We start from the raw sequence: 21,623 nt of genomic DNA on the forward strand, positions 1-21,623 counted from the left end.
GTCGTCCCTTTTTGTTGTCCTGTTACTTATCGGCAACGGGACGATTTTCTTGAGGGCTTACCGGTGAAATTGGCACCTGTTGCATTTGCCGCACCATTTGCTCTGCCAACCCTACACCCCGTGTCGCTAAATGGCGTGAAAGCTGCTCGTCATACATCGACATCATGGTGCGTTGTTGGTGGCTATCAAACAGTTCGGAATCACCCACCGCTTCGCGCATGCTTTTGAGCATCATATTCAAAAACAGCGCTTCGAATTCTTCTGCAGCTTGCCGCAATCCTTCGGTTTCGTTCCGGCGATTCTCTTGTCGAATTTGATTAAGCCCTTGCACATCCATGGCGAGACGGGCTTGCTGAAAATTTGCGATGCCATCTGCCATCAGATAATCTCCAATTCAGCGCGCAAAGAACCAGAGGCTTTTAATGCTTCCAAAATAGCCATCAAGTCCATGGGTGTTGCGCCTAAAGCATTCAGCGCATTAACGACTTCCATCAGATCGACGCCTTCGACCACATTCAAGACACCGTCATCTTGGGTTAACTGGATGTCGGCCTCTTCAACAATAACCGTCTGACCAGGACTGAAGGCTCGAGGCTGACTCACACCGCGACGGGTATCAATGGAAACAGCCAGATTCCCGTGGGCAACCGCCGCTTGGTGTAAACGAACATTCCCGTTCAGAACCACCGAACCGGTCCGAGAGTTCAACACAACACGAGCTCGGCCCTCATCGGGTGTCACCCGAAGATTCTCGACCCGGGCCATAAAGCGCACCCGTTCGTTTTCATCTTGCGGCCCAAACAATCGAATAGTCCGGCCATCCACTGCACTTGCGACAAAATTGCCGAATTCTTCATTAATTCGTGTCACCACGCGCTCCGCGGTGCTGAAATCTGCCGAGCGCAAGTGAAGCTCAAGCTCACCATTTCCTTGCGCATTCATATTCAACGGTACTTCACGTTCCACAATCGCACCACGTGAAATACGGCCGGCCGATTGATGGTTAATGGTTTCTCGACTGCCGGCAGCTTCCGCAGTGGCGCCAGCAATCAACAGATTTCCTTGCGCGAGTGCATAGATTTCTCCATCCGCACCCCGCAGCGGTGTCATTAGCAAGGTGCCCCCACGCAAGCTGCGGGCATTCCCTACCGAAGATACCGTGACATCCAGACGCTGTCCTTGGCGGGAAAAAGGCGGAAGATCAGCGGTGACCATGACCGCTGCGACATTCCGCAACTGCATGTTGGTTCCCGGAGGAACGGTGACACCAAGCTGCGAGAGCATATTGGTCAAGGATTGACCGGTAAACGGGGCTTGGGTGGTTTGATCCCCGGTGCCATCCAGTCCCACCACCAGGCCATAGCCAACCAAAACGTTATCCCGAACACCTGCAAAGTCAGCGAGATCCTTCAGGCGCTCTGCGTGTACCGGCCCTTGTACGAGGAGTCCGAATGCGAGCAATCCAATATAAAATAAACGTTTCATTCGAGACCTCGATCCTAAAACGGGTTCACACGATTAAAGAAGCGTTGGAACCAACCCATGCGCTGTCCATCGTGAATGTATCCATCACCGATATATTCGATGCGCGCATCGGCCACTTGCGTGGATAACACGGTATTCTGTCCGCTGATGGTGCGCGGGTTCACCACCCCCGAAAACCGGATGTACTCAGCACCTTGGTTAATGGCAATTTGTTTTTCGCCGCGCACCCGTAAATTGCCATTCCCTAGAACTTCCATCACAGATACGGTGATCGTGCCTTGGAATGTGTTATTTGCGCGCGCTGCGCCCTGCCCTAAGAAGTTGCTGTCCGAGCCCACATTGAAACCATATTCAGCCAGACGATCGAGAACATCAGGTAAGTCCGCGAGGTTAATACCCATGTTGCTCGAACGACTTGAACTTGCTTCCGAACTCTTGGTCGCGCTGACCTGCTCTTGCAACACAATCGTCAAAATATCGCCGGTCATGCGCGGACGACGATCTTCGAACAAAGGTGCATAACCACGCTGTGCCTGAAAAATAGAACCATTCGCATTGACCGCGGGCATTTCAGGAACAACCACGGTTTCTGGCTCGGAGACCACCACCGGAGGGGGCGTGCCTGAGCAAGCTGCTAGCCATACCGTGGCCAACAGAACCAGTACACAGCGCCAAATGGTTTGGTTATTGAGCATGTTCATTGTCAAAATCTCCGGCCTTATCAAACGTCTATCCACGCCCTTCGGCACATTACAATTGGGTCAAACGCGACAGCATTTCATCACTGGTTCGCAGGGCCCGACTATTAATCTCATACGCGCGTTGGGTTTGAATCATATTGACCATCTCTTCCACAACGTTCACGTTCGAGGTCTCAACATAGCCTTGGAATAAACGGCCGGTACCGTTATCCCCTGGAGTAAACTCATTTCGAGGTCCCGAAGAGGCGGTCTCGCGGTATAAATTCCCGCCCACGCTTTCAAGGCCGGTCGCATTAATGAAGGTTGCTAAGGTAATTTGACCAACCTGGGTCGGTTGGGGATTCCCCGGTTGGGTAACACTCACAATACCATCTTCGCCAATGCTGACACTCAAGGCATTGGCGGGGATAAAAATTCCTGGCTCAAGGGGATACCCCGCAGCAGTCACCATCTGGCCATTCTGATCGACTTGGAAGCTCCCATCCCGGGTAAATGCCACCTCACCGTCCGGCATCAACACTTGGAAGAAGCCATTGCCATTGATGGCTAAATCGCGGCTATTCTCTGTGGCGACCAGACTGCCTTGCGTGTGTAAACGCTCTGTAGCCACCGGGCGTACGCCGGTACCGACTTGTAAGCCAGATGGCAAGCGATCTTGCGCGTTATTTAAGGCACCCGGCTGACGCATGTTTTGATAGAGCAAGTCTTCAAACACCGCACGCGAGCGCTTAAATCCAGTGGTGTTGACGTTGGCCAAGTTATTGGTAATGACGTCCATTTGAAACTGTTGCGCTTCAAGACCTGTTTTGCCCGTCCAGAGTGATTTAATCATGGTTCACTATCTCCGTCTTAACCCTGCACTGAAAGCAGGCTATTTGCGCGTTGAGCATTTTCGTCCGCAGTTGAAATCACTTTCATCTGCATATCGTATTTGCGCTGGTTATTAATCATGGCCACCATGGCTTCAACAGCACTTACGTTGCTGCCTTCTAAAGCACCACTGGCCAACCGTGCATCTTCATTTTGTGGGAGGGGTCCGTTCACACCACGGAAGAGCCCATCCAGTCCGCGCTGTAACACAGCTGCATCGCCGCTGACCATCTTCAAGCGGTCGATCTCAGCGATTTCAGTAGGTCGCGCGCCTTCGGCTTTCATGGTCAGCGTGCCATCTTCACCTATGGTAATTTCAGCACCCAATGGAATGACGATGGGTCCACCGGCCCCGAGAACCGGCCGTCCATTGCTGGTAAGTACACCAGTTTCATCAATATTCAGATCGCCGCGACGCGTGTACGCCTCGGAACCATCCGCCGCCTGCACCGCAAGCCACGCATCGCCACGAAGAGCTACATCCAACGGACGGCCCGTGGTATTAATTGGCCCCGCCTGTTGATCAAAGAGGGGCGTAGACCCGACCACAGCCGTTCGCGTATCGAAGACACCAGGGCCTTCCATCGGCACAGCGCGCACCGCACTCAATTGGGCACGAAAACCACTCGTCGAGACGTTGGCCAAGTTGTGGTTGATCACCGCTTGATCATCCAGCGTCTGACGCGCGCCACCCATCGCGGTGTAAAGTATCGGATCCATGCTTACCTCCTCATCAACACGTCAATGTCCAAAACTTACCGTAGGTTCACGGTGGCCTGGAGCACTTCATCTTGGGTCTTGATACTTTGCGCGTTCGCTTGGTAGTTGCGCTGCGCGATAATCAAGGCGACCAATTCTTGCGTGAGATCCACGTTCGATTGCTCAACGACACCCGATGCGATAGAGCCAAACTGGCCTTCACCAGCTAACCCAATGATGGGTGCTCCAGAATCCGCAGTTTCCATCCAACCGTTATCGCCCACGGCACGCAGCCCCTCCATGTTGCGGAAAGAGGCAAGCGCAATGGTTCCTAATGTCTGGCTTTGCTCATTGGTGTAAGTCCCAATAATGTTGCCTTGCTCATCAATTGCGATACGAATCAGCGTGCCGGAGGTATACCCGTCTTGCTGGAGGTTATTGAGTTCAAACTCATTCGCGAATTGAGTGGTTCCTGCAATATCCATTTCCACGGTCATCTGCTCAGCGCCACCGCCCGGATTGAAAGAAAAATTGTCGAGGTTATTGGTGTTCGCGAGCAGACCATTCGAGTCAAAACTAATCTCACCAACTTCTGGAGAGAGCTCTCCATCACGACTTAGACGAACTTCCCACTGATTGTCAGCAACCTTCGTGAAATACATCAGCGCGCTGTACTGGCGGCCCAATGAGTCATATACACTCACGGTGTTGGCGTAGTGGTACGACTCAGGATCATTGACATCAAATGGCAAGACCCCCCGGTCGATGTTTTCTGAACGTGCATCGAGATTGAAACTTGCACCGATATTGGTTGTTGGTTGTGCTTGCAGGCCACCGGATGGAATCCGTAACTCTTGCGGTTGTGAGCCAATCGCTGCACCCGCTGGATAGCCGGTAAGACGAGCACCTTGGGCATTCACGACAAAGCCGTCATTGGTCATGGTCAGTTGGCCGTTACGCGAATACATGACTTGATCGCCTTGAATAAAGCGGAAAAAGCCATTTCCAGCGATCGCGAGATCCATATTTCGGTTAGTGGTCTCGAAATTCCCCTCATTGAAGTTCTGCACAATGGCAGAAACTCGGGTTCCAAGACCCCCTTGGGAATTTGCATAAACATCCGCGAACTGTACGCCGGAGCTTTTAAAGCCGACGGTTTGGGCGTTAGCAATGTTGTTTCCGACGACACTCAAATTGGTCGCTGAGGCGCGGAGTCCACTTAGTGCTTGTGAAAAACTCATATCGAAGCTCCTTTTAAGCTTGCTCTTTGTTCGGCGCCGCGTGTTCGCGGACGTCCTAAATGATATTTCCCCAACCGAATCGGTTGGCTACCTTGCTGTTATTCAGTGTCAGATCACCTGACGTATTTCTTCCAAACGAACGGGCTCGTAGATACCGCCCAAATCCAAGCGAGGACCGTCCGGATAACCCGAGCTGACCGCAAGAACTTGTGCGTAATTAAAGCTTTTATGTGAAATCGTACGTCCCTCGGCCATCGCCTCCACACGGAATCGATAGGCTCCGTCCGGCGCGCGCGTGCCATCTGCTAATTTGCCGTCCCATGTGATGGTGTGCATCCCTGGGTTCAGCTTGCCCATCTCAAGTTCCCGAACGACCTGTCCACTGCCATCGACAATAGAGACTTTGACTTGCTCTGCATTGCGGCCCAACTCAATTCCAAAGGGTGTTGAATCCCCGTCGCCCACCAACACGCGCTCTCCCGGCACCAGCACAGCCTTGCCAATCAGGGAGGTCGCTTGCATAAAGCGGCTCGCGTCAATCTGGTCGTTAATGCCATTCATGGTTTCGTTCAGTTGTTCAATTCCACTGACGGTATTAATCTGGGCCAGCTGGGAGGTCATTTCCGCATTGTCCATAGGGTTCAGCGGGTCTTGGTTGCGCAATTGCGCAACCAAAAGAGTCATAAAATTTTCCCGCATTTCCGCGCTCGCGCGCTGACCGCGTCCGGTATCACCATTGATTGCATTAACAACCGATGGGTCGATTTGATTCATGGCTGGTGTCATGGTTTAGCCCTCACCGATACGCAGCGTGCTCATGAGCAGCTGCTTGCTGGTATTCATCACCTCAACATTGGCCTGATAGGAGCGCGAGGCGGAAATCATATTGACCATCTCCGCCACCGGGTCGACATTCGGCATCTGGACATAACCCTGCTCATTCGCAAGCGGGTGTCCTGGGCGATACTCCATGCGTCCCGGTGTCGGGTCCGTAATCACTTCGCGGACTTGAACGCCACTCACGCCATCCTTGCCGTTGTACTGGCTTTGAAAAACCACTTGTTTAGCCTGATAAGGCGTTCCATCTGGTCCCGTTACACTATCGGCGTTGGCCATATTGCTCGCCGATACATTCATGCGTTGTGATTGGGCGGTCAGGGCCGAACCCGAGATGTCAAAAATTGAGAACATACTCATTTGTTAGGTCTCCTACTCAGACTGCATGGCATTGCGAAGTCCGCTGATCCGGCTATTCACAAAGGTTAAACTGGCTTGATAGCGCACGGCGTTATCAAGAAACTTGCTGCGCTCTACATCCATATCCACGGTGTTTCCGTCGAGACGATTTTGCGCAGGAATGCGATACTGCATGTGCTGAACATGACCTGCACCCACCCCTGCACCTGCAATGTGCCCAGCATTCGTGCGATTCAGTTGCGTGGCCGACTGCTGAGGTCGACCTTGTTCTACGGCACGTTTCAGCTCGCTCGCAAAATCAAAATCGCGGGCTTTGTAATTCGGCGTATCTGCATTTGCGATATTGCTCGCCAATACCTGCTGACGCTGGTCCCGCAGATTCAATGCTTCTTGGTGGAAATGCAGTGCTCCGGTCAATTTATCGATCATGGCGCTACCTTCTCGTTGCAATCACGGCTGAATAAACAGCCACCGTTTAAACTTTCCGGCCGTGTTGCCCCGCGTGTTTGAAGACGTTCAACACCGTGCGTTGAGCGCAGGGGAATTTCGGCACGGTCAAGAGTACCGATGGATTTGTCAAAACAAAGGATGAAAAAGGCCACTTTTTGATCGGTATTTCTGCGGTTAGCTTTCGCAACATCCCCCTATAATGAGCATCGACAAATTCCCTCTCGAGGCCGTCGACATGGTAAGACTGAATACGCTAACCGGTTGGATTAAAATGACTTTTGGTATCTTTATGATGCCAGGGTGTTTGTATTTTTTAGCGGTGGGCATCGCTCATGCAGACGATGCCGAATTGTTTGAGGTGGTCCAGTCTTTTCTTTATCAGCAAACCCAGAGCTTGACCAAAGATGGCGGTGAAGTGGTAATTGAGATCATGCCGACCGCAGCGCGCTTTGGTGCCTGTGTCCAACCATCTCCGTTTTTTCCTAATCCCGCGCAACGCCCTGTCGGACGCGTAGCCGTTGGGGTGCGCTGTGGTGACCAAGGCCAGCAAGTGCGGTACTTGCAAGCTCAGGTTACCCTGTATGGCCACTATGTCTCGGCTAAGCGAGATATCTTGCCCGGTTCAATCATCACACTCGACATGCTCGAGATGAGCTATGGTCCGCTTTCCTCCGGTTCAGGTGAACCTTTGCAGCAAAAAGAACGGGCGCTCGGTAAACTTGTTCGCCGCCAGTTACGGCAAGGCGCCATGGTGCAGGAACACATGCTGCAAACTGCGCCAGTTATTCGCCGTGGCGAGCGTGTGCAGGCAACGGTTCAAGGACAAGGGTTTGAGATCTCCCGCGAGGGAGAAGCGCTCGATGAGGGCGGAATCGGCGATACGATCCGGGTACGAATTGGCGCGCGTGAGATCCTCAATGGAACCGTCATAGGTGAAGGGCGAGTGCGGGTACAATAAAGGGCTGATGGCGAATTCCCACGGCCCTTTCTCCACCGAAATTTAAACAACGAACCGATGAATTTTTGTTCACAATTGTGCTAAAGTTTTCCCAATGAATGCCGATAAATAGGGCATCACCCATTAGAGATTAGGGGAACATTTTGAAAGTTAACGGTATTTCATCTCTGCCACTGGCAAGTCAGTCGGATCAGGGAAAACAAGTGAACAAGTCGGCTTCATCTGAGAAAGCAGACGCTTCAGGTGCACCCGGTGCGGTCACTCATCTGAGCCAAGCGCTTGAAAACACAAGCCAAGATATTGATATGGCTCGTGTGGAAGAACTTCGAGAAGCAATTCGCGACGGCAAGCTCGATATTCGAGCCGATCAGATTGCGGATAAACTGATCGAGAGTGTCCGAGAGCTCCTCGACGAGTAGGCGATCTGTACAACACGATAACCAAAGGATGTATCTGAACCTATGAGCTTGCAAACATTGCTTGGGCAACAGCAAAATCGCTTAGAGTCGCTCATCACCTTGCTTCAGCGTGAACAATCACTGCTGAGTGAGGGGAGTGTCGACGGTGCGGAACTTCGTCATGTTGCCGATCAAAAGCACGCTCTTTTTTCAGAACTTGAGTCGTCCGAAGCGGCACGCCGTTCCGTGCAGCAACGACTCGGTTATCCCCTGACCCCAGAGGGCGCGTTACAAGCCGCTACGGATGCTCATTGCGCAGAGCAGTGGGACACCACCCTTGCGATGACGGAACAGGTTGCTCAGCTTAACGCGCTGAACGGTGAACTCATTCAACACCGCTTGCAACACAACCAGCACATGCTCAATCTTTTGCGTGATGCAGCAGGCTCGTCACTGTATGGCCCTGATGGACAGGCCAATAAACAGCGTCAACGCGTCAATTCACGAGCCTAGCGTACACCGCGAGGACGTCTATGCCCGGTTTAAATCCTCCCGACTCTCTCATACATGCTGATCACAGCGTGCTTTTGCTAATTGATATCCAAGGTAAACTTGCTCCGGCGATTCACCAAGGCCCTGAGCTAATTCGTGTAAACGAGCGACTTGTTCAAGTTGCAAATGAGCTCCAGGTTCCGGTGGTTTACACGGAACAATATCCAAAAGGCTTAGGCGTAACCGTGCCGCAGCTCGCCGTGCATTTAGACAACGCCGCCGTGTATGAAAAGATTCATTTTAGCGCGGCCAAAGAGCCGGCTTTTCGTGACTTGATGGCAAGCATGAATCGAACCCAAGTGGTCGTCACTGGTACCGAAACACATGTCTGCGTGCTGCAAACCGTGCTGGATTTAATTGAACTGAATTATCAGGTGTTCGTGGTTGCGAATGCGGTTGGCTCGCGCGCCGAGGCAAACAAAAACCTAGCCTTAAAGCGGATGGCCGCAGCAGGTGCCCATGTTGTATCAGAAGAAATGGTGATGTTTGAGTGGTTGGAACGTGCCGGCACCGACACGTTCCGCTCCATTAGTAAGCGCTTTATCGTGTAACCTTATGCCCTAGCGATAAGCCTCGGCAATTTCCGCGAGCTTCTTATCCAATTGATCACGGGTCCACACGTGCCCACGGACGACAACAAGCTCTGGGTCATATACGGAGTCGATCGACTCCAGTGGATTGCCTGATACGAGCAACAAATCGGCGCGCTGACCCGGCATCACCTGCCCGAACGCGTCTTGCTCCGCAAAGTAGCGCCCAACGGCCACGGTGCCCGAATAGATAATCGAATAGTTCGACATGCCAGCCGCCGCCATATGCGGTATCTCACGGCGCATGGATAAACCAGGCACACTAAACAGTTGCGGAGCGTCTGTCCCTAACAGGATCTCGACACCTTCCTCATACAGCGCAGCCAGTAATCGGCGACGATTCTCTGCATGTAACCGCGCAGTTTCGCCCGTATAATATTGACTCCGCGGTTCGTTCAGGAAATTAATCCAGCCTTCCCGCACCCGCTGAGGTACATATTGCAACTCATCAAATGACAGCAACTCATCGCGATCGCCCGCCCCAATAATGGTCTCCCAAAGCGCCATCGTAGGGACTACGCCGACATTATGAGCCCGCGTGAATTGGGCTAACTCCCGCAGGTCTTCATCGCTTACCTCGTTCTCAAACCCATCGATTTCTGCCATGTAGCCATCGAGGTGATCAACCGTGCGAATGCCTAGAATAACAGCATGGCGTATGCCTACATCAGTTGGAACATGCCCAGCAAAGTCTATCCCTCGCTCCTTTGCTTCGTCCGCCACGGCTTGGAAGTTCCGCAGCGAGAGTCCCGGATGAATTTTCAGTAAATCCCATCCCTCGGCGACATGGTCGCGCACCCGCTCACGCCCTTGTTGCTCACTGGTCACGGTATTGCCATTAAAGCTTGGTCCCGCCAGGTACAAAGTTGGGCCAACCCGAGTTCCATTGGCAATATCCTCTTTGAGGCGCAATTGATGTGGATGGCCGAGCATTCCCCGGACCGTGGTGACACCGCCCGCTAAGTAAAGGAATAGCGCATCATCTAGATAACGCTCCGGAATACCCTCAAAGGATTGCATGGGAGGGACATGGCCGTGCATCTCGGCTAGCCCCGGCATCAAATAACGTCCAGCGCCATCGATGCGGGTTGCGCCTTCCGGTACGGCCAATGAACCCATGGGCGCCAGGGCCTCAATCCGATCCCCTTGGACAAACACCATGTAATTGCGACGAATCGGATTATCACGCCCGTCTGCCATAGTGAGTACATGGACATTTTCAAAGACAATCCAATCGGAACTAGATTCTGCATGCGCTGTGGAGTGCAGAGAAAGTAAAGCGACGAGGACAATACTCGTAAGGGCCCCGCAAATGAGACGAAAACCGTTCATGACTCCTCCTTTTCCACGGGAACAACCCGTGTTGATGCACTTCGGAATATCCGAAAACAGGTAGAAAAATATAGTCCCTAAACGAGGTTCACGCCAAAGGGGATCAGGGACGATTCACCGCAGCACCCCCTCATTTGAACGGATTAAGGGCGTTCCTTCGGTGTTTGCACCGCCTGATAAATGTGATCGAGTTTATCGTGCATGGCACGAACTTCGTCACGCAAGTGCTGAATATCCGCGGCCTCGCCCACGCCCTGCTCAAGATCAAATGCAGTGCTCTCCTTTTGCATCACATCCAAAACAATCCCAATCATCATGTTCAAGAAAATGAACGCGGAGAAGAAAATGAAACTCACATAGTACATCCACGACCACGGGTAGACCTCCATGGTCTCGTACATGATCGAGGTCCAACTCTCGAATGTCGCGATCCGGAAGAGCGTTAGCATCGCAACCGCAACATTTTCCCAATAAAACGGATTAATCTCCCGGAAAATCAGGCTACCCGCCGCTCCGTATATATAAAAGATAATGAACATAAAGAGTGCGACATAAGCCATTTTCGGCAATGCTTTGAGAAACGCACTGAGTAAGACCCGCAATTCCGGGACAATCGAAACCAGACGAAGCACGCGGAACACGCGCAACAACCGCGCCAGCAATACGCTCTCAGCGCTATCGAGTGGAATTAAGCTCGCCACCACGATGATAAAATCGAACAGATTCCAACCACTTTTGAAAAAGTTTTTTAGACGCGGTTCTGCGGCCATACGGATTGCGATCTCAATGACAAAAAATATCGTCACCGCATAATCAAGCCAATCCATAATTTGAGAAAAACGCGTGGTTTCTTCGTAAGTTTTGGCACCAATCACCAAAGCAGAGAAAATAATGATGGCGATCACAATGGTCTCGAAGACCTTATTACTGCGGATGCGCTCAAACTTGACTTGCCAAGCGCGGTACTCTGCTTGCTCCATGGGACAACAGCTCTCTGAGGTGATTTAATATTAAGCTCGAATGGCGAGGCTTGATGTTAGGGTGGATGGCGTAAATTTCAAGCGCATTTACGCGCTTTAACCGATTAGTCGCCTGCTTTGAAAGACGGGTTCACTTCACCACAATTTCGGATTTGTGCTAAATTATCCCATCGTGCGTATGATTTAGCAGTTAACTTATTGATTTATTGATCGGCTGAAGAGGATTCTCGATGCAAGTTGCCGTACTGGTAATCTACCTTGCCGCACTTTTGACACCATGGCTGTTTCCCCGCCATCAGCATCGCACCGCATGGGCGCTCGCTGCCGTTCCCGCAGCATTAACCATTTGGTTCTTGGGTTTTATCCCAGCGATCGCCGGGGGTGAGACCATTATTCACGAATTTGCGTGGATTCCGGGTCTCGATATCTCCTTCAACATGGTGTTAGACGGCCTGTCTCTGATGTTCGCCCTGCTGATTTGCGGGATCGGAACATTTATCGTGTTGTACGCAGGTGCGTACCTTCAAGGACATCCGGCTCAAGGCCGGTTTTTAGTTGTTTTGATGTCGTTTATGGGGTCAATGCTTGGCCTCGTACTCGCCGACAACCTCATCACTCTCTTTGTGTTCTGGGAATTGACCAGCATCACATCCTATTTATTAATTGGGTTTAATCACCATCAGGCAGAGGCACGCAAAGCTGCATTACAAGGCTTGATTGTGACTGTAGGCGGAGGCTTGGCCTTGCTCGCGGGTATCATTATGCTCGCCATTATGAGTGGGACCTACTCCATTCAGGGCATTCTCGCCAGTCCGGAGGTGCTCGCCGAGCATCCGTGGTTCATTGGCATGATGATCTGTATTTTGTTAGGTGCATTCACCAAGTCCGCCCAATTCCCGTTCCATTTCTGGTTACCCAATGCCATGGCGGCACCTACGCCAGTGAGTGCTTACTTACACTCCGCAACCATGGTAAAAGCGGGGGTCTACTTGCTCGCGCGACTTCATCCGGAACTGGGCGGTACCGATTTCTGGATCGTGACCCTATCAGCCTTCGGTGCATTTACCATGTTAACCGGTGCTTTTATGGCCGTTCGTAGCACTGATATGAAAAAGTTGCTCGCGTACTCAACGGTGATGGCGTTAGGTTCATTGATCTTCCTGTTGGGCGTGAGTACCGAGCTCGCCATGCTCGCATTTGCGGCATACCTACTTGCGCACAGCCTGTACAAAGGCGCGCTCTTTATGCTCGCCGGGATCGTTGATCATGAGGCCGGCAGCCGAGATGTAACCGAAGTCGGTGGATTGCGCAAACAACTGCCCTTGAGCGCTGGCTTAACTGTGGTTGCCACCCTTTCGTTAGCAGGTATTCCACCGCTCTTTGGCTTCGTCGCCAAAGAAGCACTGCTTGAAAGCATGGTTGAAGGGAGCGTATTTGTTGGATTAATGGCATTGGTCGTGATTGCTTCGATCTTTGTCGTGACTGTCGCTGCCGTCATTGCCTTGCGCCCTTTCTTCGGAACATTCAAAGCACCCAAGAAAGCTGCGGATATTCATGAACCACCGATTGGCATGCTCGCCGGCCCAGTCACCTTAGTCGCACTCTCACTGATTGCAGGGCTCTTGCCTGGTCTGGTCGGTGACTGGATTACGCTGCCTGCCAGTCACGCAGTGGCCGGCTATACGGTCGATGGTTACCTTGCCCTCTGGCACGGATTTAACCTTCCGTTGCTGCTTTCGGGGGTGAGTATTGCCATCGGTCTTCTTCTCTACAAACACTGGGATGCCTTCCGCGAGAAAATCGCGGTACTCAATCCCATCATTGCCCGTGGTCCGGAGCGTGGTTATTTCCATTTCATGGATGCTATTGTCTGGATTGCTGAGTGGCAAACACGGAAACTGCAAAATGGTTCCATGCGGAACTACCTGCGAACAATCACCCTGACCTTTGTGGTGGTCACCGGCTATACGCTGTTAACTCGCTATCAACTCCATTGGAACTGGGACGTTACCCTGCACTTCCACGAGTTGGTTGCAGCAGGTATTCTGGTTGCTGCTGCTATTGCGGCAAGTATCACGCACTCTCGTCTCGGTGCGGTGGCTGCGATGGGGGCCGTGGGCTTCTCCGTTGCGTTTATCTTCATTTTATTTAGCGCGCCGGATTTAGGCATCACGCAAATTCTGGTGGAAACCTTGACGGTTATTCTCTTGGTCTTGGTCCTATTCCGCTTGCCGAGCTTTTCCAACATCTCCACCACACGAGAGCGCATTCGCGATGCCGCAGTTGCCTTGACTGTGGGTGTTCTGATGATGTTCCTGATTATGATCACGATTGATGTGCAGCTATTTGAGCCCATCTCTGATTACATGATCGCCAACAGCTATCCGTTAGCCCATGGTCGGAATATCGTGAATGTCATCTTGGTGGACTATCGTGCACTCGATACGCTGGGTGAGATTTTCGTACTAGCACTTGCTGCCATGGGGGTTTACGCGATGATTAAATTCAATCCGCAAACTGAGCCAGGCGCAAACCACTTCGCCGGCACCTTGATTCTGCCGCCGAAAAAAGTGCCAGAAAAAGATATCGTGCACTCGCTCGATGAAATCCATCAGAAAATGTTGGAGGAACAAAACATCCTCGATGCGGAAGTGAATAAAGATGTGGTTGCTCCAGATACCAGCAGCGAACATCCGCCGGGCGATTATCCGCACAACGATGAACGCAATGGGGAGAATGACGCCTCAGATGAAGACAACCACAAGGAGGACAACCGCTCATGATGAAGCCAGGTACGCTCATTTTGCATGCGGCGGCACGTTTTTTGGTGCCCCTGCAGTTGCTCTTCTCAGTATTTTTGTTACTGCGCGGCCATAACGAACCGGGGGGCGGGTTCATCGCTGGTCTGGTTGCCTCCGGCGCATTTGCCCTCTACCTGTTTACCTTTGGTGCGGCAGTAACCCGTGACCTGTTGCGCGTCGACCCGCGGAATTTAATCGGGATCGGACTGTTCTTTGGCATGATTTCTATCTTCCCCGCCATTTTTAATGGCGAACCCTTTCTTACCGCCCAATGGTGGCCGGTAATGCTTCCGGGAGGAACCGAAATCAAGCTATCAACCCCGCTAATCTTTGATATTGGCGTCTATTTCGCAGTATTTGGTTCGGTCATGATGATGCTCATCGGCCTGACTGAAGCTGAAGAACATTAAAGGAGAGCGTAAATGGAACCTATTATGGCCATTGTCGTTGGCCTCCTCTATGCCGCTGCAATTTACATGATGCTCCGCCGGAGTATCGTGAAGCTCGTGATCGGCTTAATGCTGCTCTCAAATGCGGCTAACTTACTTATTTTTACCTCCGCAGGAATGAGCCGTGGGGCCCCTCCGCTAATTCCTTTGGGATCTGCGCTGCCCGACGGTCCAGTCGCCGACCCACTCCCCCAAGCGCTCATTCTGACAGCCATCGTGATTGCCTTCGGCGTCTTGGCGTTTGCGGTGGTACTTATTCACCGGGCGTATAACATCATTCGTACCGACAACCTGGATCAGATGAAGGATACCGATACGTGAGTTTAGAAGTTGCTCTGCCCGTCATTATCCCGCTCCTGACAGGCACATTCTGCGTCATGTTATGGCGCCACAATGTCATTCAGCGGGTTCTATCGCTTGTAGGAAGCATTGCACTACTTGCCAGCAGCATCTGGCTCATGGTGTCGGTGCTCCGTGAAGGCCATGTCGTGATGTACATGGGGAATTGGGTTGCGCCATATGGCATTACCCTTGTGGGAGATATGCTGAGCGCCATCATGGTCGTACTGACCGGTATGATGGCGGTCGCCATTGCTATTTTCTCGCTCTCTTCTGCCTCTAAAAGTCACGAGCGCTTTGGCTATTACCCACTGATGCACTTGTTGTTGGCTGGGGTCGCTGGGTCGTTCCTAACCGGTGACATCTTCAACCTATTTGTTTGGTTTGAGGTGATGCTGATCGCATCGTTCGCTTTACTCATTTTGGGTGGTGAACGGGCACAGATGGAAGGTGCGGTGAAATACGTCACTCTGAACCTCCTGTCGTCCGCCATCTTCCTCAGTGCCATCGGTCTGCTTTACGGCATTACCGGCACCCTGAATTTTGCTGACATCTCCGTCAAACTTGCGGCGGCAGAACACACCGGCATGGTCGATGTCATTGCCGTCATGTTCATGATTTCATTCGGCATCAAGGCTGCGGCATTCCCCTTGTTCTTCTGGCTACCCGCGTCCTATCACACGGGTCCGGTCGCCGTGTCTGCCCTGTTTGCTGGATTGTTGACGAAGGTTGGTGTCTACGCACTATTCCGCGTGTTTACCCTTATCTTCAACCAGAATCCGGATTTCACCCATGAGTTATTGTTGTGGGTAGCAGTAGGCACCATGCTGACCGGTGTACTCGGTGCGGCGGCACAGTTCGAGTTCCGTCGGATTTTGTCATTCCATATCGTCAGTCAGATTGGTTACATGATTTTGGGGCTTGCACTATTTACACCGCTCGCGATTATTGGCGGCGTGTTCTACATCATGCACCACATCATTGTGAAGACGAATCTCTTCTTGATTAGCGGGATTACCCATCGCTTGCTCGGAACTTACGATCTCAAGCGCCTGGGAGGCATGTACAAAGCAAGGCCCTTCTTGAGCATCTTGTTCCTGATTCCTGCTCTCTCACTCGCCGGAATTCCTCCGCTCAGTGGGTTCTTTGCCAAGTTCATCATCATTAAGGCGGGTATTGAAGTCGAAGCATGGTTTGTCACCTTTGTCGCCTTACTGGTTGGCTTACTGACCTTATACTCAATGATTAAGATTTGGGCCGAAGTGTTTTGGAAGAAGCTTCCTGAGGGGATTGACCCCACCCCGCTTAAAGAAGGAAAAACATCCGGTTCGTTGGCTGTCTTGTATTTGCCGGTTGTCTTACTGGCGGCCTGTACGCTCGTAATCGGCTTACACGGCCAGCCCATTTATGAGTGGGCCGAATTCTCAGCCAGTCAGTTATTAAATCCGGAAGGCTACATTGACGCCGTATTGGGAGGAAATCGCCCATGACAGGATTTATGTGGAATCTGTTACTCGCGCTCATGTGGGTCGTTTTGACCGGAGACGTGGGTGGAATCAATCTCTTGTTCGGCTTGCTGATTGGATACTGTGTGCTTGGTGTAATGCAGCGGCAAATGCCTAGTTTGCGCGGCTATACCCGCCGTTTGCCGCGCTTGATTCGCTTTATTGGATTCTTTATCAAAGAATTGATCGTTGCGAATCTGCAGGTTGCATTCGACATCATCACACCCGTTTGGCATATGAAGCCTGGTGTGATTGCGATGCCACTGGAAGCGAAAACAGAGCTTGAAATCACCATGGTGGCAAATCTTATTTCGATGACGCCGGGAACCCTCAGCTTGGATGTATCCGATGACCGCCGGGTTCTCTACATTCATGCGATGTTCTTGGATAACGAACAAGAACTGCGTGACAGTCTTAAAGATATGGAGCGTCGGGTTCTCGGAATCCTGCGCTAAACGCTGAAGGAGGCATTGTGCATTATATTTATTTGATTACCTTCGGCTTGCTTAGCATAGCGCTCGTGCTTATTTTTGCACGCTTGCTTATCGGGCCGACTTTACCGGACCGCGTTGTGGCACTCGAACTGCTGGCAACCGTCATTGTTGCCATGACAGGAACCTATGCAATTTTCCATGATCGCTCCAATTTTATCGATGTAGCTATCGTGGCCGCATTGACCGCATTTTTAGCGGCCATTGGTTTTGCCCGTTTCTTAGAGCGAGGAGGCCCGCGCGATGACTGAGACCGTGATTAATGTATTGATCTCCATCTTCATGCTGTCGAGCGGAATCTTTATTCTGGTCGCTGCGGTCGGTATCTTGCGCTTACCGGATTTGTTGACCCGCATGCATGCGAGCACGAAAGCGGGGGCGCTCGGCGTTGCTTTGATGATGGTTGCAGCTATGTTGCACTTCAATGACTTGGTATTGATCGCCAAGGCCATGGCGGTGATTTTGTTTATTTTCATCACTGCACCGGTTGCCGCTCATGCCATTGGGCGTGCCGGATACTTTGTAGGCGTGCCGATCTGGGTCAAAACCGTCAAGGATGAGCTATTTAGCAATTATGATGCGGACACACACCGATTGCGCAGCGGGATGGAAACTAAAGAAGAGCTCGCGAAGCCATCGAAAGATAAACCTCGCATACGCATAAGCTCGAAGAAATAAAAAAACGGGAACTTCGGTTCCCGTTTTTGTTACGTTGGTTCGTGAGGTGAGGTGCCTAAGGCTCGAGCTCCTGCTCGGTAAATAACTCCTTAAACAACGGAGTACTCAAGTAACGCTCAGCGGAACTTGGCAAAACCACCACAATGTTCTTGCCCGCATAATTCGGGAGCTGCGCAATGCGGATCGCAGCCACAACTGCTGCACCGGAAGAAATCCCCGCTAGAATCCCTTCTTCACGACACAGCCGCAACGCCATGGCATAAGCGTCTTCATTGGTGACTTGCTGGGTACCCGCTAATAAACTGAGATCGAGGTTTGCAGGCACAAATCCGGCACTAATTCCCTGGATTTTATGAGGCACATGCGTCAATTCCGCGCCTGCCAAGGTTTGGCTAATCAAAGGGCTATCAGCTGCTTCGACCGCCCAACAATCCACCGCTTTGCCGACTTTCTGAAAGTATCGGCCGACGCCGGTCAAGGTTCCGCCGGTGCCAACCCCAGCAACAAAGGCGGCAATTTTTCCCCGTAAGCTATGATCAATCTCCGGACCGGTTGTCTGCTCATGAATCGCTGGATTTGCAGGGTTTTCGAATTGCCGAACGTAGATATATTTGTCGGGCTCCGCCTCCATCATCTCTGCAACTTTCGCTAGCGCGCCCTTCATGCCGTTTTCTGCCGGCGTCAGCACGAGCTCTGCACCAAGGGCTTTCATCAACTTGCGTCGCTCGAGACTTGCGGATCGCGGCATCACCAATGTCACCGGAATTCCTTTACTCGCCGCCACCGATGCCAAGGCAATCCCGGTATTTCCTGATGTTGATTCCAGAAGGACTTTACCGGGCCGAATCAGACCTTTGGCCTCCGCATCGGCAATCAGGCCATATCCCAGACGGTCCTTCACGCTTCCCGCGGGATTTCGACTTTCGAGTTTTGCATAGATGTTTGCCTGGAGCCCAGCCGGAAGCACGCGATTAAGCTTTACCAGTGGCGTGTAGCCAATGCTCTCGGCAACATCAGAAAAAACCGTTGGGATTTGTGGCGATTCTTGCATTACTCCTCCGATTCCATTTGACTCCGCGCTTTTTCGGCCTTGTCCTTCTCCGCGAGCACTTCTTCGTCTTCCAGCTCAATTTTTGGCAGTTCGCTGCAAACATTACCACCCATTCGATTGATGGCATTGCACATTTCTGCAACCCGCTCGTCCAAAATATACATATGGTCGAGCATTCGGCCCATGGAAGTTGCGACGGGGTCGGGGTTATCTGCCGAAACCGCGTAAGCATCAAATCCATATTTGCGGGCGATGGCCTCGCGCTTGCCGTCTTTATCGGCCGCAGCTTTGACGGAACTTGTGGCGACGATACGGCCAGGAATCCCTACCACGGTCGCGCCAGCGGGAACATCTTTCACCACAACCGCATTCGAACCGATTCGCGCATGCTCACCAATTTGCAGCGGCCCAAGAACCTTCGCGCCAGCACCAATCACCACACCATTGGCAAGCGTTGGATGACGCTTCCCGGCCTTCCAACTTGTTCCGCCTAGCGTAACGCCATGATAGAGCGTACAGTCATCGCCGATTTCAGCGGTTTCTCCGATCACCACACCCATACCGTGATCGATAAAGAAACGCCGTCCAATTTTCGCGCCGGGATGGATTTCCACTCCGGTAAGCCATCGCGCGATGGTCGAAATCCAGCGGGCAAGCCACTTCAAGCGCCACTGCCAAAGACAATGACTGAACCGATGAATCCAAATCGCGTGGAGCCCCGGATAATTGGTCAACACTTCAAAGAAATGACGAGCCGCAGGGTCACGTTCGTACACGCTGGCAATATCTTCACGGATTCCGCGAAATAACATAGAACACTCTCGCTCAGCAGATGATGTTTTGCGGCAAGGCGTCTGTCGAGCCGCTCGAAATATGCTACTTTGTGGTAAGTATATCGTTTATCAAGGGCCTCGGTGAAGCCAAGGCTGGGAATGATATACGCAGCATACGGACTTACAGCCTAAACCTTAGCAAAAAAACCAGTGAAAACGCTGATACAAGCCGCCGGAGTTCCAATGAAAAAAACAATCTTCGCCCTGCTTGCTGGAGCCACCTTGAGCGCAAGTTTCCTTGCCACCTCGGTCACAGCCGAAGCCGCCACCCTGATTCATGCTGGGCGTCTTATTGATGGCACCAGTAATAACCCACAACAAAACGTCACCATTCGTATTGATGGAAATGAAATCGTTGCCATTGAGCGCGGATTTTCACAAGCCAGCGAAGGCGATACGGTTGTTGATATGCGTCACGCGACTGTCATGCCCGGTTTTATCGACATGCACACGCATATCACGTCGCAACTCGAACCCGGCTCCTACATGCATCGCTTTACACTCAATGAAGCGGATATCGCGTATCGTGGTCAACATTTTGCCAATATCACCTTGCAAGCAGGTTTTACAACCGTCCGCGATCTGGGTGATTCCTTTGGTGTCAGTATTGCGCTGCGAAATGCAATCAACAACGGCTTAGTAGATGGCCCGCGTATTTTCACCTCCGGGAAATCGCTTGCCACCACGGGGGGGCATGCAGACCCAACCAATGGATACCGTCGAGGACTGGTGGATACTCCCAGTCCAGCCGACGGCGTGCTGAATGGCCCCTATGAAGCCCGACAAGCGGTGCGCGCGCGTTATCAAGAAGGCGCCAACGTCATCAAGCTAACGGCCACCGGAGGCGTCCTGAGTCTGGCTGATAGTGGGGACAATCCGCAGTTTATGGATGACGAGTTGGCCGCTATTGTCGCCGCCGCTCGCGATTACGGCATGAAGGTTGCCGTTCATGCCCATGGTAAGGACGGAATGGTGCGCGCAATCAAGGCAGGTGTCGATTCGATTGAGCATGGCACCTATATGGATGACGAAGTCTTTGCACTGATGAAGGAATATGGCACTTACTATGTGCCGACCATTACCGCCGGAAAATCAGTCGCCGAGCGTGCAGAGATCGAAGGTTACTTCCCAGCGCAGGTCCGCCCAAAAGCACGCGCTATTGGTCCCTTGATTCAAAACACCTTTAGCCGTGCTTATGCCGCAGGCGTGAAGATTGCCTTTGGCACCGATGCGAGTGTCTATGACCATGGCGAGAATGCGCGAGAGTTTGTTTACATGGTCGAAGCGGGCATGCCTCCGATTGAAGCCATTCGTTCAGCGACTTACCACGCATCTATCCTATTAGGACAAGCGGATCGACTAGGAACAATTGAGGTCGGAAAATTAGCGGATATCGTGGCGGTAGAGGGGAATCCTCTCGACAACATTGCTTTACTTCACGACATTCACTTTGTCATGAAAGATGGGATAATTTATAAACAGCCCTGAAGGTATTCAGAGAAAAGCGCCCTACCTGTGAAGGTGGGGCGCTTCGTATTTTATTGTGCAGCCGATCGTTGCTCGCGTACCCACACCAATATCGTTTGCACATCGGTTTGAATACCGGCTTCCATTTCCACTTCATAGCCTTCACGCTCGCGATCCATCTTACGAATCTCTTTTTTCGGATATTCCTTGCGCGCCTCGTGCGTGGGCATGTGTTTGATGCGATCGTACATCGCATGAATCGACGGCCAACGCATTGCATAATTGGCTGTGTCAGCATCTGGAAGGTTATCGAGCAACACGGCGATTCGAATGCACCCTTCGGATAGAGGGCATTGTTCTTGTTGCATCGCTTTCGCGATCGTCTCAATACTCTCGTGCACGTAATTCAAGCGTTTGCTCTCTGCCGCTCGTGTTGCTTTGGTTTGCGCCCGCAACCGCGTCAGCAACATCCCTGCATAAATACTGAGCACAGCCACGACCGCAATCGCACAAATAATCAGAATCCACATGAACAAGGTTCTACTCCTTAGCAACC

Annotated in this window: 26 protein-coding genes; 12 read left to right on the forward strand and 14 right to left on the reverse strand. The window is 51.9% G+C overall.

Annotated features, from left to right (window positions below; all coding sequences use genetic code 11):
* Window positions 1–22: 22 nt before the first annotated feature.
* The 9 genes from CWE11_RS03495 to flgB all read right to left on the reverse strand — a co-directional run bounded on the left by CWE11_RS03495 (window position 23) and on the right by flgB (window position 6,622).
* The gene (locus CWE11_RS03495; protein ID WP_126776211.1) at window positions 23–379 is read right to left on the reverse strand and encodes a rod-binding protein; all 357 of its coding nucleotides are present in this window, start codon (window positions 377–379) and stop codon (window positions 23–25) included.
* On the reverse strand, window positions 379–1,485 hold the full coding sequence (locus tag CWE11_RS03500; protein WP_126776212.1) for a flagellar basal body P-ring protein FlgI: 1,107 nt from the start codon (window positions 1,483–1,485) through the stop codon (window positions 379–381). The genes CWE11_RS03495 and CWE11_RS03500 overlap by 1 nt, the downstream gene beginning before the upstream one ends.
* A 14-nt stretch (window positions 1,486–1,499) precedes the next feature.
* On the reverse strand, window positions 1,500–2,186 hold the full coding sequence (locus CWE11_RS03505) for a flagellar basal body L-ring protein FlgH (protein WP_126776213.1): 687 nt from the start codon (window positions 2,184–2,186) through the stop codon (window positions 1,500–1,502).
* Between the two features lie 49 nt (window positions 2,187–2,235).
* Window positions 2,236–3,018 carry a flagellar basal-body rod protein FlgG gene (flgG, locus tag CWE11_RS03510; protein WP_126776214.1) on the reverse strand — a complete coding sequence of 261 codons (783 nt, stop codon included), beginning with the start codon at window positions 3,016–3,018 and terminating at the stop codon, window positions 2,236–2,238.
* 17 nt (window positions 3,019–3,035) lie between these two features.
* A complete protein-coding gene (locus CWE11_RS03515) occupies window positions 3,036–3,776 on the reverse strand; it encodes a flagellar basal body rod protein FlgF (RefSeq protein WP_126776215.1) in 741 nt (246 codons plus the stop codon).
* Between the two features lie 35 nt (window positions 3,777–3,811).
* Window positions 3,812–4,996, reverse strand: coding sequence for a flagellar hook protein FlgE (gene flgE, locus CWE11_RS03520; protein ID WP_126776216.1), 1,185 nt, complete (start codon window positions 4,994–4,996; stop codon window positions 3,812–3,814).
* Between the two features lie 108 nt (window positions 4,997–5,104).
* Entirely contained in the window at window positions 5,105–5,782 is a 678-nt protein-coding gene (locus tag CWE11_RS03525) for a flagellar hook assembly protein FlgD (RefSeq protein WP_241971710.1), read from the reverse strand.
* Window positions 5,783–5,785: 3 nt separating this feature from the next.
* Entirely contained in the window at window positions 5,786–6,193 is a 408-nt protein-coding gene (gene flgC, locus CWE11_RS03530) for a flagellar basal body rod protein FlgC (protein ID WP_126776217.1), read from the reverse strand.
* Window positions 6,194–6,205: 12 nt separating this feature from the next.
* Window positions 6,206–6,622 carry a flagellar basal body rod protein FlgB gene (gene flgB, locus CWE11_RS03535; RefSeq protein ID WP_126776218.1) on the reverse strand — a complete coding sequence of 139 codons (417 nt, stop codon included), beginning with the start codon at window positions 6,620–6,622 and terminating at the stop codon, window positions 6,206–6,208.
* A 256-nt stretch (window positions 6,623–6,878) separates the two neighbouring features.
* Between flgB and flgA the strand changes: the two genes are divergently transcribed.
* From flgA to CWE11_RS03555, 4 genes are all read left to right on the forward strand, one after another.
* Window positions 6,879–7,601 (forward strand): flagellar basal body P-ring formation chaperone FlgA, encoded by a 723-nt coding sequence (flgA, locus tag CWE11_RS03540; RefSeq protein ID WP_198675576.1) that lies wholly within the window; start codon window positions 6,879–6,881, stop codon window positions 7,599–7,601.
* A gap of 143 nt (window positions 7,602–7,744) precedes the next feature.
* A complete protein-coding gene (gene flgM, locus CWE11_RS03545; protein ID WP_275540954.1) occupies window positions 7,745–8,020 on the forward strand; it encodes a flagellar biosynthesis anti-sigma factor FlgM in 276 nt (91 codons plus the stop codon).
* Window positions 8,021–8,062: 42 nt separating this feature from the next.
* Window positions 8,063–8,512 carry a flagella synthesis protein FlgN gene (locus tag CWE11_RS03550; RefSeq protein ID WP_126776219.1) on the forward strand — a complete coding sequence of 150 codons (450 nt, stop codon included), beginning with the start codon at window positions 8,063–8,065 and terminating at the stop codon, window positions 8,510–8,512.
* Between the two features lie 20 nt (window positions 8,513–8,532).
* Complete coding sequence (locus CWE11_RS03555) at window positions 8,533–9,102, forward strand: hydrolase (protein WP_126776220.1); 570 nt, start codon at window positions 8,533–8,535, stop codon at window positions 9,100–9,102.
* A 9-nt stretch (window positions 9,103–9,111) separates the two neighbouring features.
* On the opposite strand, the gene CWE11_RS03560 is transcribed toward CWE11_RS03555, so the two are convergent.
* On the reverse strand, window positions 9,112–10,473 hold the full coding sequence (locus CWE11_RS03560) for an amidohydrolase family protein (RefSeq protein ID WP_126776221.1): 1,362 nt from the start codon (window positions 10,471–10,473) through the stop codon (window positions 9,112–9,114).
* Between the two features lie 143 nt (window positions 10,474–10,616).
* Entirely contained in the window at window positions 10,617–11,453 is an 837-nt protein-coding gene (locus tag CWE11_RS03565; protein ID WP_126776222.1) for an ion transporter, read from the reverse strand.
* Between the two features lie 230 nt (window positions 11,454–11,683).
* Between CWE11_RS03565 and CWE11_RS03570 the strand changes: the two genes are divergently transcribed.
* From CWE11_RS03570 to mnhG, 7 genes are read left to right on the forward strand one after another with little or no spacing between them, the layout of a single operon-like run.
* Window positions 11,684–14,236 carry a putative monovalent cation/H+ antiporter subunit A gene (locus tag CWE11_RS03570; RefSeq protein WP_126776223.1) on the forward strand — a complete coding sequence of 851 codons (2,553 nt, stop codon included), beginning with the start codon at window positions 11,684–11,686 and terminating at the stop codon, window positions 14,234–14,236.
* Window positions 14,233–14,664 (forward strand): Na+/H+ antiporter subunit B, encoded by a 432-nt coding sequence (locus CWE11_RS03575; RefSeq protein WP_126776224.1) that lies wholly within the window; start codon window positions 14,233–14,235, stop codon window positions 14,662–14,664. The genes CWE11_RS03570 and CWE11_RS03575 overlap by 4 nt, the downstream gene beginning before the upstream one ends.
* A gap of 12 nt (window positions 14,665–14,676) precedes the next feature.
* Complete coding sequence (locus CWE11_RS03580) at window positions 14,677–15,024, forward strand: Na+/H+ antiporter subunit C (protein WP_126776225.1); 348 nt, start codon at window positions 14,677–14,679, stop codon at window positions 15,022–15,024.
* Entirely contained in the window at window positions 15,021–16,532 is a 1,512-nt protein-coding gene (locus CWE11_RS03585; protein ID WP_126776226.1) for a Na+/H+ antiporter subunit D, read from the forward strand. The genes CWE11_RS03580 and CWE11_RS03585 overlap by 4 nt, the downstream gene beginning before the upstream one ends.
* Window positions 16,529–17,002 (forward strand): Na+/H+ antiporter subunit E, encoded by a 474-nt coding sequence (locus CWE11_RS03590; protein ID WP_126776227.1) that lies wholly within the window; start codon window positions 16,529–16,531, stop codon window positions 17,000–17,002. Before CWE11_RS03585 ends, CWE11_RS03590 begins: the two co-directional genes overlap by 4 nt.
* A 17-nt stretch (window positions 17,003–17,019) precedes the next feature.
* Entirely contained in the window at window positions 17,020–17,289 is a 270-nt protein-coding gene (locus CWE11_RS03595; protein ID WP_126776228.1) for an MrpF/PhaF family protein, read from the forward strand.
* Window positions 17,282–17,716: a monovalent cation/H(+) antiporter subunit G gene (gene mnhG, locus CWE11_RS03600; RefSeq protein WP_126776229.1), complete on the forward strand. Its 435-nt coding sequence runs from the start codon at window positions 17,282–17,284 to the stop codon at window positions 17,714–17,716. Before CWE11_RS03595 ends, mnhG begins: the two co-directional genes overlap by 8 nt.
* Before the next feature lie 55 nt (window positions 17,717–17,771).
* Here mnhG and cysK read toward each other — a convergent pair whose 3' ends face one another.
* Window positions 17,772–18,767: a cysteine synthase A gene (gene cysK / locus CWE11_RS03605; RefSeq protein WP_198675577.1), complete on the reverse strand. Its 996-nt coding sequence runs from the start codon at window positions 18,765–18,767 to the stop codon at window positions 17,772–17,774.
* Entirely contained in the window at window positions 18,767–19,663 is an 897-nt protein-coding gene (gene cysE, locus CWE11_RS03610) for a serine O-acetyltransferase (protein ID WP_338022160.1), read from the reverse strand. The genes cysK and cysE overlap by 1 nt, the downstream gene beginning before the upstream one ends.
* Window positions 19,664–19,783: 120 nt before the next feature.
* Here cysE and CWE11_RS03615 point away from each other — a divergent pair, with 120 nt between their 5' ends.
* Window positions 19,784–21,088 (forward strand): metal-dependent hydrolase family protein, encoded by a 1,305-nt coding sequence (locus CWE11_RS03615; protein WP_126776231.1) that lies wholly within the window; start codon window positions 19,784–19,786, stop codon window positions 21,086–21,088.
* Between the two features lie 50 nt (window positions 21,089–21,138).
* Here CWE11_RS03615 and CWE11_RS03620 read toward each other — a convergent pair whose 3' ends face one another.
* Window positions 21,139–21,597, reverse strand: a complete 459-nt coding sequence (locus CWE11_RS03620; RefSeq protein ID WP_241971712.1) for a DUF2489 domain-containing protein — start codon at window positions 21,595–21,597, stop codon at window positions 21,139–21,141.
* Window positions 21,598–21,623 lie beyond the last annotated feature (26 nt).

It is taken from the genome of Aliidiomarina sanyensis, assembly GCF_003987175.1.
GTDB lineage: Bacteria > Pseudomonadota > Gammaproteobacteria > Enterobacterales > Alteromonadaceae > Aliidiomarina > Aliidiomarina sanyensis.